Genomic DNA, 14,051 nt, shown 5'->3' with positions numbered 1-14,051 from the left:
CGTTTGCCAGCTCATCTTTTCGATATGAATGTTGTGTGATAAGCAAAGCCTTATTATTTAGCGGGATATGCAATGTCATACTTCTTGCAGCATGAGTGCTGGCGGCGAGTTTTTTAGAAAAAGGAAGAATGTGTGGCTGTGATTAGGCGTTGGTGTAGCGGGCCCGCTCGGGTAGCCAGCGTTCGATTAGCGCAATGGCATGTTCGGGGTAGTGCTCATGGAGATGGCGCGCAACGCGCTGCACTTGCGGAATCAGATCCTGATCGCGCAGGAGGTCGGCTACTTTGAACTCGGCATTGCCGGTTTGCCGTGTACCTAATAACTCGCCCGGCCCGCGAATTTCCAAATCGCGCTGAGCGATAACAAAACCATCGTTGCTATCGCGCAGAACCTGAAGCCGTTTCTGGGCAGTTTTGCTCATTGGCGTTTTGTAGAGCAGTACGCAGTGAGACGCCACTGCGCCGCGTCCGACGCGCCCACGCAACTGGTGCAGCTGTGCCAGACCCAGACGCTCTGGGTTCTCGATGATCATCAGGCTGGCATTCGGTACATCAACACCCACTTCGATGACGGTGGTTGCCACCAGCAGTTGCAGCTCGCCCTGTTTGAAGGCCTGCATCACCGCCTGCTTTTCCTGCGCTTTCATGCGGCCGTGAACTAATCCGACCTTGAGATTCGGCAGAGCAGCTTTTAGCTCTTCACTGGTAGCCTCTGCCGCCTGCGCTTCCAGTAGATCGGATTCTTCGATCAGCGTACACACCCAATAGGCCTGCCGCCCTTCCTGCTGGCAGGCGCTATTCACACGTTCGATGATGTCGCTGCGGCGTGAATCCGGTATGGCGACCGTGGTGACTGGGGTTCTGCCCGGCGGTAGTTCATCAATGACGGACGTATCCAGATCGGCATAGGCCGTCATCGCCAGCGTGCGGGGAATCGGTGTGGCGGTCATAATCAATTGATGAGGGTGAAAGCCCTGTTCTTCGCCTTTTTCCCACAGCGCAAGGCGTTGATGCACGCCAAAGCGGTGCTGTTCATCAATAATGACTAATGCCAGCCCGTTGAATTTCACCTGCTGCTGGAAAATGGCGTGCGTTCCGACCACCATGGAAACCTGACCGCTGGCGATGGCATCCTGCTGCGCCTGACGCGCTTTTCCTTTTTGTTTGCCAGCCAGCCAGCCTACTTCAAGCCCCAGCGGTTCAAACCACTGACGGAAATTATGGGCGTGTTGTTCGGCCAATAGCTCTGTGGGTGCCATTAATGCAACCTGTTTGCCGTTGGCAATGGCACGTAATGCTGTCAACGCGGCGACCAGTGTTTTCCCTGAGCCTACATCACCCTGTACCAAACGCATCATTGGGAAGTCTTTCGCCATATCCCTTTCAATTTCAGCGACGACACGTTTTTGCGCCTGCGTGGGGGTGAAAGGTAGGGCGGCGAGCAACTGCTGCTTCAGGCCGTCGTTCTCCTGTAGCGATGAGGCTTTATGTCGCTGTTCCCCGGCCCGCACGGCGAGCATACTCAGGTTGTGCGCCAGTAGCTCTTCCATAATCAGTCGCTGCTGCGCGGGGTGCTTGCCGTGTTCCAGTTCACTGAGCTGCATATCCGGCGGGGGGCGATGTAACGTGCGCAGTGCATCCGGCAGACTAATGAGCGAGCGGCTCAGGGATTCAGGTAGCAACTCATCAATGGGGTTGGCATCGAGCAATGCCAGCGCCTGATCGGTGAGCTTGCGTAGTGTTGCCTGACGAATACCTTCCGTGGAGGGATAAACTGGCGTGAGTGATTCCTGTAGCTCAACCTGCGTATTATCCCCCTGAACACGATATTCAGGATGGATGATCTCCGCACCGATTTTACCGCGCTTGATTTCACCATAAGCGGTAACACGCTGTCCCGGAGCGAGACTGTTCTTCATTGCGGCGTTGAAATTGAAGAAGCGCATGGTCAGCATGCCGCTGCCATCGCTGATTTGACAGGTCAACATACGACGGCTGCCAAAGGTGATGTCGTTACGTAGAATTTCACCTTCCACGGTGGCATACATACCGGGAAGGAGGTCGCCAATGGGGTAAAGATGTGTGCGGTCTTCGTAGCGTAAAGGCAGGTGCAACAGGAGATCCTGCACGGTTTCCAGCCCGAGTCGCGCGAGTTTCGCTGCCTGACTGGCACCCACGCCGGCGAGTGTACTCAGCGGTTGGGTGTTAAGCAGGCGGCCTTTCATCAGCACTCCGACGATTGCATCGCGGCCCACCACGGGGTATCCGCGACAATTTGACCCTGATGGTCGATATGAGGGCGAGGCAGCCCTTTACGTTTTGCGACGCGTGCCAGTACCGGATAGCCCCCTTCAAAAAGCAGCCGCTGCTGCTCTTCTTCATCCAGCGGACTGTCTTCGCGCTGATACATGCCAGCGATCTGGCGCTGGCGCTGCGCTTCATACAGGATCAACGCTGAGGCTACGGAAACATTCAGCGATTGCACCATGCCAGTCATCGGAATGATGATATCCCGATCGGCCAGTTTGAGTGCTTCGGCAGTAATGCCCGTTTTTTCTTGTCCGAGCAGAATACAGGTCGGGCGGGTGTAATCAATTTCCCGAAAATCAACCGCGTGCTCAGACAAATTGGTCGCCAGAACCTGCATGCCCTCGGCTTTCAGGTGACCAACCGCATCACCGATATTGCGGTGGGTTTTCACCTGCACCCAGCTATTACTGCCTGCCGCGGAGGAAACCAGCGTTTTCATCCGGCTGGTGGGCCAAATCGCATGGACCTGATGCACGCCGACGGCATCCGCCGTACGGATAACGGCGGAAATATTATGGGGTTTATGCACCTGCTCCATGCAAATCGTCAGATCGGGCTGACGACAGTTGAGCATTTCTCTTATACGTGCATAACGTTGAGGGGTCATGACGATTAATTTCGGTTACGGTTAACTTTGATGACATCCGGCATTACGCGGATTTTACGCATAATATTGGCCAGATGAACGCGATCAAGGGTGGTGAGACGGATAAAGGCGCTGTATACGCGGCCGTCTCTCTCTTCCGTATTGATGCTCTGAATATTGGAGTTCGCGGCGTTGATCGCTGCCGTCAGGTTCGCTAGCGCGCCCTGATGGTTGAACATATCGACTTTGATTTCGGCGATGAACTCTTGCTCCGTCACCTTATCCCACTCTACCGCCATGAATTTTTCAGGTTCTTTCTGATAGCCGCGAATGTTACGACAGGATTCATGGTGAATAACTAACCCTTTACCGGGGCTGACGTGGGCGATGATCGGGTCGCCGGGGATAGGGCGGCAGCATTTGGCAAAGGAGATCATGACGCCATCTGCGCCTTTGATCGGCAACTTGCGCAGCCCGGTTGTTCCCAGTTCCGATTGTTCGTTCAGCAGATTTTTCGCCACGACGACGCTCATGGCATTACCCATACCAATTTCTGCCATCAAATCGTCCAGCGTCGCGAGCTTCATGCGCTCAAGCTCAAGCTGAATAGATTTCTCAGGGATGTCGGAGAGTTTGCGACCGTTGCCCAATGCGTGGTTCAACAAACGGCGACCGAGGCTCACGGAATCATCACGCTTGAGGTTTTTCAGCATCTGGCGGATTTTGGATCGCGCTCTGGAACTCACGACAAAGTTAAGCCATGCGGCATTCGGCCTGGCACCTGGCGCGGTAATGATTTCAACGGTTTGGCCGCTGGTGAGCGACTGTGAAAGTGGGTAAGGCTGACGATCGACGCGCGCGCCGACACAGGCATGGCCGATATCGGTGTGTACCGCGTAGGCGAAATCGACGGGCGTCGCACCAGCGGGGAGTTCCACAATACGGCCTTCCGGCGTGAAGACGTACATCTCGTCAGGGAAGAGATCGGACTTCACGCTTTCGATAAATTCAAATGAGCTACCGGCGCTTTGTTGGAGTTCCAGCAGGCTTTGCATCCAACGTTGAGCGCGTACCTGTGCGGTAGTGCTACTTTCGCCTTCCTTATAGGCCCAGTGCGCGGCAACACCCATTTCCGCCATTTGATCCATGTCGTCGGTGCGAATTTGTACTTCAACTGGCACGCCGTGCGGACCAATCAGCGACGTGTGCAGCGATTGATAGCCGTTGGCTTTGGGAATAGCGATATAGTCCTTCACCCGACCTGGTCGCGGCTTATACAGGCTGTGAACCTGACCGAGCACGCGATAGCAGGTATCCAGCTCTTTGACGATGACCCGAAATGCGTAGATATCCATGATGGAGTGAAAACGCTGTTCTTTCAGGTGCATTTTGCAGTAGATGGAATACAGGTGTTTTTCGCGACCGCTGACGCGGCAGGCAATTCCGGCTTCCGTCAAGCGCCCTTCAATTTCCGACAGGATTTTTTGAATCATCTCCTTACGGTTACCGCGTGCGGCCTTGACGACCTCTTTAATGACGCGATAACGGTTCGGATACAGCGCCTCAAAACCCAGTTCTTCCAGCTCGGTTTTGAGGTGATGGATACCCAACCGATGTGCCAGCGGACTGTATATTTCCAGCGTTTCGCGGGCAATGCGGCGGCGCTTGTCAGGGCGCAATGAGCCCAGTGTGCGCATGTTATGGGTACGGTCTGCGAGCTTGATCAGGATGACGCGAATATCCTGCACCATCGCCATGATCATTTTGCGAAAGTTTTCAGCCTGCGCTTCTTTCTTATCACGGAACTTCAGCTTGTCCAGCTTGGACACGCCTTCTACCAGTTCAGCAACGCTTTTACCGAAAAGCTGTTCCATGTCCTGATAGGTGGCGGGAGTGTCCTCTATGACATCATGCAGCAGTGCCGCCATCAGCGTTTCGTAATCGAGACGCATCTCCGCCAGAATACAGGCGACGGCAACAGGGTGTGTGATATAGGGTTCACCGCTGGAGCGAGTCTGCCCCTCGTGAGCATCACGTGCAACTAAGTAAGCCTGCTGTAAACGTTTGATCTGATCTTCTGGCAGATAACGTTGAATCAGCAGATTAAGGCTTTCAAAAATGTACAAGGGCGACTCGTGGTGTGATTAACGACGGCCTTCAGCAATCGCGGTAACCGCCTGAATCTCTGCGGCTTCCTGCTCTTGCTGTTCCTGACGGTCACGAACATCCAGAATCTGGTTGTTGATCAGACCTTCTTCGATCTCACGCAGTGCGATCACGGTGTACTTATCGTTTTCTTCAGGAACCAGCGGATCTTTGCCGCCAGTCTGGATTTGACGGGCGCGACGAGCAGCGACCAACACCAGGTCAAAACGGTTACCAATTTTCTCTACAGCGTCTTGAACAGTTACGCGTGCCATAATGTGCTACTCCACAGGAAATAAAATGACTGCGCATCATACTGAAAGAGGCGTCAGTCTGCCAATAGTTTGGTGATTAATGCATCATGCCGAACCTGTTGTCTGCTCAAACGCAGACGTTCGGCGCGGATAATGGTTTTCAGATCGAGTAACGCCAGATCGAAATCATCATTCACAATCAGATAATCATACTCGCCATAGTGCGTCATTTCAGCCACTGCCTGAGACATACGGCGGGCAATGACTTCATCGCTGTCTTGTCCACGGCCGCGCAGGCGACGAGCGAGCTCTTCTTTTGACGGCGGCAGAATGAAAATACTGCGCGCGAGCGGCATCTGGGCGCGGATTTGCTTGGCACCTTGCCAGTCGATATCCAGAAAAACATCAACGCCCGTCGCTAATACCTGCTCAATGGCCGGTCGGGATGTACCATAGTAATTACCGAAGACTTCAGCGTGTTCCAGAAACTCGTCATCCTGAATCATACGCTTAAATTCATCGACTTCGACGAAGAAATAATGTTCGCCGTGATTTTCTCCCGGTCGTTTAGCGCGAGTGGTATGCGAAATCGATACCTGAGTGTCGTAAAGCGGCTGAGTTTTTAGTAACGCCTGAATCAGGCTGGATTTCCCAGCGCCACTGGGAGCAGAAACGATATATAACGTGCCTTGAGCCATAATGAAGTTTTATTCATGGTTACGATGGTGAATGTCGATACGCAGCAGGAGAATGCGTATATCCCCGCATTATACACGCCAATATGTCATCAGTCGCGCTGCGATAAATTCTCTGCTGACTGTTTTTTCGTTATGCCAGCGGACAAATCGTTTTCCAACGTGTTTTTTTGAGATTGCGACGCGTGTTCCTGTCTTTTTTACAGGCGCTGCAAACGATAAATCATCTTGCGGCGCGTTTGGCATTTCTCTTTTTTGTGCCTCGTATTTTTCTCTACATTGCTATGTACTGCGGCCATTCGCTAATGGATGGCTGGAGGGATTATGTGGCTCAGGATACGCGCATTTTTGATCATCATTGTTGTTGGTGGGAGCAGCGGTTTTGCCGCAGCGGCTCAGGTTTGCCCCGATTGGGATAACACGCGCGCCAGCAAAGAAATTGATGCGCTACACCATCAGTTAGAGCAGTGGGATGATGTGTATTACACCGAAGGGAAAAACCCAATAGAAGATGACGTTTATGATCAGCTTAGGGAACAGTTAAACCAGTGGTTAGGGTGTTTTCAGCCCCAAAACCCTATTCCCGTCCGGTTACCCGATAATGGCAAGCAGCCTCATCCTGTTGCCCATACGGGACTGAAAAAATTGTCCGATCGTAGACAGTTGATGCAATGGATCGCCCAGCGTGAGGATTTATGGATTCAGCCAAAAGTTGATGGTGTGGCCGTTACGCTGGTCTATCAGCGCGGCAGGCTTGTATCTGCGGTTAGCCGGGGTAACGGCCTGCAAGGTGAAGACTGGACGGAAAAAGTTCGTCTGATTCCGGGAATCCCGCATTTATTGGCCGATGCGCCTTCCTCATTGGTACTACAAGGGGAGCTTTTTCTGAAGATGACCGATCATCGGCAACGTATTCAGGGTGGAGTGAATGCCCGCTCGGTCGTGGCCGGTGAGATGCGTCGTCATCAACCCTCTCCCGTGTTGTCGCAGATGGGGCTGTTTGTCTGGGAGTGGCCGGATGGCCCAATGACGATGCCCGAACGTCTGGAGAAATTGAAGGAAATGGGGTTTGCCATGACGGCGGACTATACCCATGCGATTGGGTCATTCGCTGACGCGGAAAAATGGCGTCATGACTGGTACCACAACCCGTTGCCCTTCGTGACGGATGGCGTCGTTATCCGCCAGACTAAAGAGCCGCTGGGGCGCTATTGGCGTAATACCTCAGCTGACTGGGCGGTCGCATGGAAATATCCGCCTGTTCATCAGGTTGCGGAAGTCACTGATGTGGCGTTTTCTGTCGGGCGGACGGGTAAGATCGCTGTGGTGTTAAAACTTAATCCTCTGCAACTGGACGACAAATCGGTCAGTCGGGTGAATGTCGGTTCGCTGTCTCGTTGGAAACAGTGGGACGTGTTGCCCGGCGATCGAGTGAGCGTCAGTCTGGCAGGGCAGGGGATTCCACGTTTGGATAGTGTGGTATGGCGTGGCACTGAGCGGCCTGCCATCGCTTCCCCCAATGAACATGATTTCCATGCTCTTAGCTGTTTTCGGTATAGCGTGGTTTGTCAGCAGCAATTTCTGGCGCGCTTAGTCTGGTTGAGTGGAGAACATGGTTTAAATCTGGCGGGAGTGCGTGAAGGGATGTGGCTGCGCTTGATACAGCATGATTTACTGGAAGATGTGCTGTCATGGTTGTTTCTGACGGAGGCACAGCTTAATGCAGTCAATGGTATGGGCGATAAGCGAGCGCGAGATATTTATACAAGCTTACAGTCTGCACGGCAGATGCCATTATCTCGTTGGCTGCTTGCGCTGGGTATTCCTGTGCCTCGTTCCGCCAGTAGCGCATTGGATAATGTGGGGTGGCTGGCGTTACAGCAATGGACAGCGCAACAGTGGCGACAGTTCTCTGGTATTGGGGAGCGACGCGCGGAAGAGATTATGGCGTTCCTGAAGCACCCTATCGTGGTGGAATTAATTGCCCGATTAGGTCGTGAAGGCGTACATAGATAAGTGGTGGTAATTTTTCATAACAGATTGGGAGCGTGTCTTTTATTTTTTCATAGATTCATTCACATAAAAGGGGTGTTTTTTTCTTTTTCCCCTACGTAATCATAAATAAAGATTATAAATTGAACAGTTTAAACCTATTTGCTGTTTTGCGATATAAAATGCTTGAGAGTCTGGTTATCTCTGTTGAACTCGGACATAGAGATGTTGTCGTATAGCTTCAGATAATAAGAAAGGTTTGTTGGAGCACTTGTCATAATGAAGTTTGTAGCATCTTTTTCGCAACCCAAATTATCGTTTGTCCTGGCAATCTACATTGGTCTTTTTCTAAATATCTCAGTGTATTATCGCCGATTTGATTATTTCTCACTCTCTGCTGGTAACCAGGTTCCAACGTTTATTCCCGCTCTTGTCGAATTGACGACGAGTATCTTATTTACCTTTTTCCTGATGAGAATTATTTCACTCGGGGGGCGTCGTTTTTATCGAATTATCGCTTCTCTCCTGGTGTTGATTTCCGTTGCCGCTAGCTATTACATGACGTTTTTTAACGTGGTGATCGGCTATGGCATCATTGCTGCGGTCATGACCACAGATATTGATCTTTCTAAAGAAGTTATTGGTTTTCGTTTTTTCCTGTGGATGCTGGCGGTGAGTGCGCTACCGCTATTTTTGATCTGGAAGAATTCGCTGCGTCATACGCTGATCGAACAGCTTAAGTCGCCAGGAAAGCGTTTGATTCCTCTTGTGGTTCTTGTCGCTGTTGTGGCGTTGGTTTGGATGCCGCTTCGCTATATGGACAATATTCAGTCGGTATCTGAGAGAAAAGCTAATGTGGATTTGCCGAGCTATGGCGGCGTAGTGGCTCACTCGTATCTGCCCTCTAACTGGTTGTCTGCGTTAGGGTTATTTGCCTACACCAAGTATGATGAGAGTCAGGACTCTTCCAATCTTTTCGATCCGGCTCAGCATTTCACCTATGTTCCGCCGAAAGGCATTGATGATACCTACGTAATTTTCATTATCGGTGAAACAACTCGCTGGGATCATATGGAGCTATTAGGCTACGAGCGGGATACGACGCCAAAGCTATCGAAAGAAAAGAATCTGGTCGCATTCCGTGGTCAGTCATGTGATACCTCCACCAAGCTTTCCATGCGCTGTATGTTTGTGCGAGAAGGTGGTACAGAAGACAACCCGCAGCGAACGCTGAAAGAACAGAATATCTTTGCTGTATTGAAAGAGTTGGGCTTTACCTCCGAGCTGTTTGCCATGCAAAGTGAGGTGTGGTTCTACAATAGCATTGAGGCGAACAACTACTCTTTCCGCGAAATGATTGCGTCAGAGAAGCACAATGACGGTAAATCGGTACAGGATATGTTGTTGGTTGATGAGGTCAAGGAGTCGTTGGAGCGCTACCCCAAGGGGAAGCATTTGATTGTGCTGCATACCAAAGGTTCTCACTACCTGTATTCCATGCGTTATCCTCGTAGCTATGCGCGCTATCAACCTGAATGTATGGGCGTGGATGCCTCCTGTACGCGTGAACAGTTGATTAATGCTTTCGATAACAGTGTGCTCTATACCGATAGCTTTATTGATAGCGTTATTGATCAGGTTCGCGATAAGAAAGCGATTCTGTTTTATTCATCCGATCACGGTGAGTCGATCGATGAAAACTACCATTTGCACGGTACACCACGTGAGATGGCGCCGCCTGAGCAGTTCCGCTCTCCTATGATGGTATGGGCTTCGGACCAGTTTTTGGCTGACAGTGATAATTTAAATGCGTTTGAGCAGTTGAAAGCGCAGCAGCGTGTTGGCAAAACACATCGTCATGAAGAGCTGTTTGACACGGTTCTCGGCTGTGTGGGATACACATCGCCTGACGGCGGTATTAACCCTAAAAATAACTGGTGTCAGAAACCTGCTCAGTGACGTGAATCACGGACAAGGACGTCGGTTTCAGGCTGTCAATGCAAGAGATGGACACTTTAGCGGCAGCCGAAATCCTTTTGCTAAAAAGGTATTGACGCTCCAATAGGGTAGCAGTAAGATGCGCCCGCATTCGGCGAGTAGCGCAGCTTGGTAGCGCAACTGGTTTGGGACCAGTGGGTCGGAGGTTCGAATCCTCTCTCGCCGACCAATTTTCTTCCTCAGTAAGTCAATCTTTCCTCTTTTGTTTTCTCTTGTAACATCGTCTATCCACACTACTCGTTTATAACACTGTTCGCTTATAAAAATCGTCCTTTGTCAAATGAGTCCTTTATAAAAATAGGGCTTTATCTCGACCTTTTTCGACGTCGTTCATTGCCATATTTTCCTTGATTTTAGTTCAGAATGTTCCCAAAAACTGGACATGAAATAGGGTGTTCATTATCCTTTATGTTATTTATCCTTTTGTTTTTTAATGACTAAAATAAAATACACTTACATTGTTTAAAAATAATACTGACTTTACCTCGCCGTATTTAAATGTAAGTTTATGTGCGGAGAACATATCGCGATATTCATATATTCGCTTTGTTGAAACCGTCTTTTTATTCAAACATGGAAGATGTTTAGATCATGAAAAAAACAACACTGCTGCTTTCCACTCTGATTGCTTGTGCCATGGGAATGTCTGTTGCTCAGGCAACACAAACGGTATCTTTGGGTTATGCTCAGGCGAAAGTCGATAACTTTAAAGATCCAAAAGGAATTACAGCCAAATACCATTATCAGGGTGATTCCGCTCTTGGCATTATTGGTTCTTTCACTTATGTGAGTGCCGAGCAAACAGAGTATTATCAGAATTCAAGTAGTGATGTTTATAAGCTGAAATATTATTCACTCATGGCTGGGCCATCCTACCGTTTTAACGACTATGTCAGCGTTTATGGCTTGGCGGGTATTGGGCGCGGTAAATCCAGTTGGGAAGAGGGAGATGCTGTCCGTGAATCGGGGAGTGAAAGTAAATCCAGCTTTGCTTACGGTGCCGGTATTCAAATTACGCCAGTAGCAAACTGGGCGATTGATATTGGCTATGAAGGCACGAAGGTTTATGAAACGCGCGTAGATGCTTTTAATGTTGGCGTCGGTTATCGTTTCTGATTTATATCATATAAAACCGGTGGATAAATTTCCGCCGGTTAGTCGTGCTTTTTTCCTTCTTCATTTTTTTTCATAAAACTTTCTATCGATTTATTGCCATTGTAGTGAAGCCAGACGAGAAACGATTCATTGTTCATCGGTTTAGCGTAAAGAAACCCCTGAATATATTTGACGCCGCGCCGCTGCAAATACATGAGCTGTTGCTCGGTTTCTACGCCTTCCGCGACGGATTGAAGATTGATGCGATGGCTCAAATTAATAATCGCATCAAGAATAGGTGCTTCTTCATCCGGTGATGAAATGGCGCTCACGAATCCCTGATCTATTTTTAGGTAATCCAGCGGAAAGTTTTGCAGATAAGAGAGTGAACAGTGTCCGGTGCCAAAGTCATCAATGGCAATCATAAAGCCATCTGCACGCAACTGATGCAGGCGCTGTATGATTTCAGGACCGTTGCTGATGAGGTTACGTTCTGTCAGTTCCAGCGTAATGCTTAATGAATGAGAGGCGACCTTCTCGGCGAAGCGGTGTACGTCTGAGACAAAACTGGGATGATGCAAATGCTCGGCTGCAACGTTTAGCCCCAGATGAAACCCCGGTTTTACCTGCCAACTGGCAATATCTGACGCGACCAAATCAAATAAATGCCGAGTGATGGGAATAATCATACTTTCTGCTTCGGCGGCAGAGATAAATATATCGGGCCTGATCCACTTCCCATTGCTGCGTCGCCAACGCAGCAATGTCTCAACGCCGGTGCAGGTTCGTGTCTCTGCATCATAGATGGGTTGGTAATAGACAGAAAACTCGCCGTTAGCGATGCCCTTACGGATTTCGTCGCGGAATAATAGTTTACGTTTTTGCCAATACCACAGCGCCGTAGTGAAAAGCAGAGAGAGAATAATCGCCAGTGGCAGAAACGTGAAGAATGCCTGCTTCCAGTAGGTTATTTCTTGAGAAGCGGGGGCGATAACATTGAGGGTAATCGGGAAGCGGTTCGATTTGATTTCAAGCGCAGCAGTAGAAAATAGGCCGATACTGGGCGTAATCGCTGGGCCAGTTTGAATCGGGTGGCCGTTATCCATTTGCAGGATAAGCTGGTAGCCGCGAATTTCGCTTATCGCCATCATGAGGTCGATCAGATACTGCGCATCAACCATGGCGTAAGCGCCGTAACCCGTAAGAGGCATCTGGACGAAGATCAGCGCCGAGCGTTCTTTCACGTTGTCGGAGCCTGCAATTGACAGGCTCCAGCGTTCGGAATAGCGTTCTGGCAACGGCTGTTGAATAATGCGACTTATTGGCGTCACCGTGTTGCCAAACGTTGAAGAGCAATAGACGTTGGTATTATGGATAACGCCGATAGCACGAAAATAAGAAAAGACTGAACCAAGACGTCGCAGCTCATCACCGATAACGTCGCAGGGCTGGCCATGAAAGCGCTGGAGGCTATCCACCCTATTCCATGCCTGTGTCGAAATATTCTCGGCATAATGCATCGCGATTTGCGCGGTGGATTCCAGATCACGCTTTACCATTAATCTGGATTCAACAAACATGAACAGCAATCCAAGCAGCAGCGGCAGCATGCCTGCGATCAGTCGCTGCAACAGATTGATGTTATGTTTGCTAAGTCTGGGACTCATCCACATCTCCTTTCTGGCAGCAGAGGCCTATATAGAGACGTCCTTTTCCCCGTGAATTAAAGGAGAGCGCTGAATAGCAGTTATTATAGTGCTTATTTGCAGAAAGGCAGCGCTTGCGCACACGCCCATGCTGAACTCCACGCCCATTGGAAGTTATAGCCGCCGAGCCAGCCGGTCACATCGACCACTTCACCGATGAAATACAGCCCCGGAACCGCATTGGCTTCCATCGTTTTGGAGGAGAGAGTGCGGGTGTCAACGCCGCCAATGGTTACCTCGGCCGTTCGGTAGCCTTCCGTGCCGTTTGGCTGTACGCGCCACTGTTGCAGGCTCTGTTCCATCTGCGTTTGCTGTGCGCTGTTGAGCTGTTTCAACGTGACGTCCGGCAGTTGTCCTAATGCTTGCAGGCATTCAACTAGCCGTTTAGGCAGCCACTGTGCCAGCGTGTTCTTCAGGCTTTGGTTCGGATGAGCGGCGCGCTCGTCATTAATAAGCTGGGTGAGATCGCGGTCGGGCAGCAGATTGATGGTGACGAATTCACCCGCCTGCCAGTAGCTGGAGATCTGCAAAATAGCGGGGCCAGAGAGCCCACGGTGCGTAAACAGGATGTTTTCACGGAACGTCACGCCGTTTTCTGCGGTGACGACGGTAGGCACGGAGACGCCGGAGAGTGTTTGCAGCTGTTCGAGCAGCGGTTTGTGCAGCGTGAAGGGCACCAGTGCGGCGCGAGTGGGGAGCACGTTGATACCGAACTGTGCGGCGAGCTGGTAACCGAACGGCGTCGCGCCCAGACCGGGCATGGATAGACCGCCGCTGGCAACGACCAGCGATGCGCTCTGGAATGATGTGCCGTTGTTTAGCTGGATGGTGAACCGATCGTCTGATTTCTCCACCGAGGTGACTTCACTGCGCAGACGGAGAGTGACGTTAGCCCGTTCACACTCGGTTAGCAGCATGTCCACGATTTGCTGTGCGGAATCATCGCAGAATAGCTGACCGAGTGTTTTCTCGTGGTAAGCGATGCGATGGTTATTGACCAGGCTGATGAAATCCCATTGGGTATAACGCGCCAGTGCCGATTTGCAAAAATGAGGATTGTGGGACAAGTACGCCGCCGGTTCTGCATACATATTGGTAAAGTTGCAGCGACCGCCGCCGGACATCAATATTTTCCGGCCAGCTTTCTTGCCATTATCGAGCAGTAGCACACGCAGTCCGCGTTGTCCCGCCTGTGCCGCACAAAACATGCCTGCTGCACCAGCACCGATGATGACAACGTCAAACTGTTCCACAATGCATTTCTCCGATGA

The 14,051-nt window shown here is 50.7% G+C and carries 10 protein-coding genes and 1 tRNA gene; 4 read left to right on the top strand and 7 right to left on the bottom strand.

Going from position 1 to position 14,051, the window contains the following annotated elements:
• Positions 1 to 142: 142 nt before the first annotated feature.
• Genes recG through gmk form a run of 5 tightly spaced genes read right to left on the bottom strand, consistent with a single transcriptional unit; the run spans position 143 to position 5,992 of the window.
• Positions 143 to 2,224, bottom strand: a complete 2,082-nt coding sequence (recG, locus tag H0247_RS08370) for an ATP-dependent DNA helicase RecG (protein WP_180742159.1) — start codon at positions 2,222 to 2,224, stop codon at positions 143 to 145.
• Positions 2,224 to 2,916 (bottom strand): tRNA (guanosine(18)-2'-O)-methyltransferase TrmH, encoded by a 693-nt coding sequence (gene trmH / locus H0247_RS08365; RefSeq protein WP_180742139.1) that lies wholly within the window; start codon positions 2,914 to 2,916, stop codon positions 2,224 to 2,226. The genes recG and trmH overlap by 1 nt, the downstream gene beginning before the upstream one ends.
• Before the next feature lie 5 nt (positions 2,917 to 2,921).
• Entirely contained in the window at positions 2,922 to 5,021 is a 2,100-nt protein-coding gene (spoT, locus tag H0247_RS08360; RefSeq protein ID WP_137741149.1) for a bifunctional GTP diphosphokinase/guanosine-3',5'-bis pyrophosphate 3'-pyrophosphohydrolase, read from the bottom strand.
• An 18-nt stretch (positions 5,022 to 5,039) separates the two neighbouring features.
• Positions 5,040 to 5,315: a DNA-directed RNA polymerase subunit omega gene (rpoZ, locus tag H0247_RS08355; RefSeq protein ID WP_005968230.1), complete on the bottom strand. Its 276-nt coding sequence runs from the start codon at positions 5,313 to 5,315 to the stop codon at positions 5,040 to 5,042.
• 53 nt (positions 5,316 to 5,368) lie between these two features.
• Positions 5,369 to 5,992, bottom strand: a complete 624-nt coding sequence (gmk, locus tag H0247_RS08350; RefSeq protein ID WP_180742138.1) for a guanylate kinase — start codon at positions 5,990 to 5,992, stop codon at positions 5,369 to 5,371.
• A gap of 321 nt (positions 5,993 to 6,313) precedes the next feature.
• On the opposite strand from gmk, the gene ligB reads away from it, so the two are divergent.
• From ligB to H0247_RS08330, 4 genes are all read left to right on the top strand, one after another.
• Entirely contained in the window at positions 6,314 to 8,005 is a 1,692-nt protein-coding gene (gene ligB / locus H0247_RS08345; protein WP_180742137.1) for an NAD-dependent DNA ligase LigB, read from the top strand.
• A gap of 255 nt (positions 8,006 to 8,260) precedes the next feature.
• Positions 8,261 to 9,940, top strand: a complete 1,680-nt coding sequence (eptB, locus tag H0247_RS08340) for a kdo(2)-lipid A phosphoethanolamine 7''-transferase (RefSeq protein ID WP_180742136.1) — start codon at positions 8,261 to 8,263, stop codon at positions 9,938 to 9,940.
• A gap of 131 nt (positions 9,941 to 10,071) precedes the next feature.
• A tRNA-Pro gene (locus H0247_RS08335) sits at positions 10,072 to 10,148 on the top strand.
• 422 nt (positions 10,149 to 10,570) lie between these two features.
• On the top strand, positions 10,571 to 11,095 hold the full coding sequence (locus H0247_RS08330; RefSeq protein WP_180742135.1) for an Ail/Lom family outer membrane beta-barrel protein: 525 nt from the start codon (positions 10,571 to 10,573) through the stop codon (positions 11,093 to 11,095).
• Positions 11,096 to 11,133: 38 nt separating this feature from the next.
• On the opposite strand, the gene H0247_RS08325 is transcribed toward H0247_RS08330, so the two are convergent.
• On the bottom strand, positions 11,134 to 12,741 hold the full coding sequence (locus H0247_RS08325) for an EAL domain-containing protein (protein WP_180742134.1): 1,608 nt from the start codon (positions 12,739 to 12,741) through the stop codon (positions 11,134 to 11,136).
• Positions 12,742 to 12,833: 92 nt separating this feature from the next.
• A complete protein-coding gene (locus H0247_RS08320; protein ID WP_180742133.1) occupies positions 12,834 to 14,033 on the bottom strand; it encodes an NAD(P)/FAD-dependent oxidoreductase in 1,200 nt (399 codons plus the stop codon).
• Positions 14,034 to 14,051: the final 18 nt, after the last annotated feature.

The organism is Pectobacterium sp. CFBP8739, assembly GCF_013449375.1.
In the GTDB taxonomy this organism is placed as follows: Bacteria; Pseudomonadota; Gammaproteobacteria; order Enterobacterales; family Enterobacteriaceae; genus Pectobacterium.
Note: the sequence above shows the minus strand (reverse complement) of the source record. Positions and strands in the feature narration are given on the sequence as shown.

Coding starts and splice junctions, on each gene's coding strand:
- gmk (WP_180742138.1), bottom strand. CDS start 5,992: ATGGCTCAAGGCACGTTATATATCGTTTCTGCTCCCAGTGGCGCTGGG.
- eptB (WP_180742136.1), top strand. CDS start 8,261: ATGAAGTTTGTAGCATCTTTTTCGCAACCCAAATTATCGTTTGTCCTG.
- ligB (WP_180742137.1), top strand. CDS start 6,314: ATGTGGCTCAGGATACGCGCATTTTTGATCATCATTGTTGTTGGTGGG.
- trmH (WP_180742139.1), bottom strand. CDS start 2,916: ATGACCCCTCAACGTTATGCACGTATAAGAGAAATGCTCAACTGTCGT.
- recG (WP_180742159.1), bottom strand. CDS start 2,224: ATGAAAGGCCGCCTGCTTAACACCCAACCGCTGAGTACACTCGCCGGC.
- rpoZ (WP_005968230.1), bottom strand. CDS start 5,315: ATGGCACGCGTAACTGTTCAAGACGCTGTAGAGAAAATTGGTAACCGT.
- H0247_RS08330 (WP_180742135.1), top strand. CDS start 10,571: ATGAAAAAAACAACACTGCTGCTTTCCACTCTGATTGCTTGTGCCATG.
- H0247_RS08325 (WP_180742134.1), bottom strand. CDS start 12,741: ATGAGTCCCAGACTTAGCAAACATAACATCAATCTGTTGCAGCGACTG.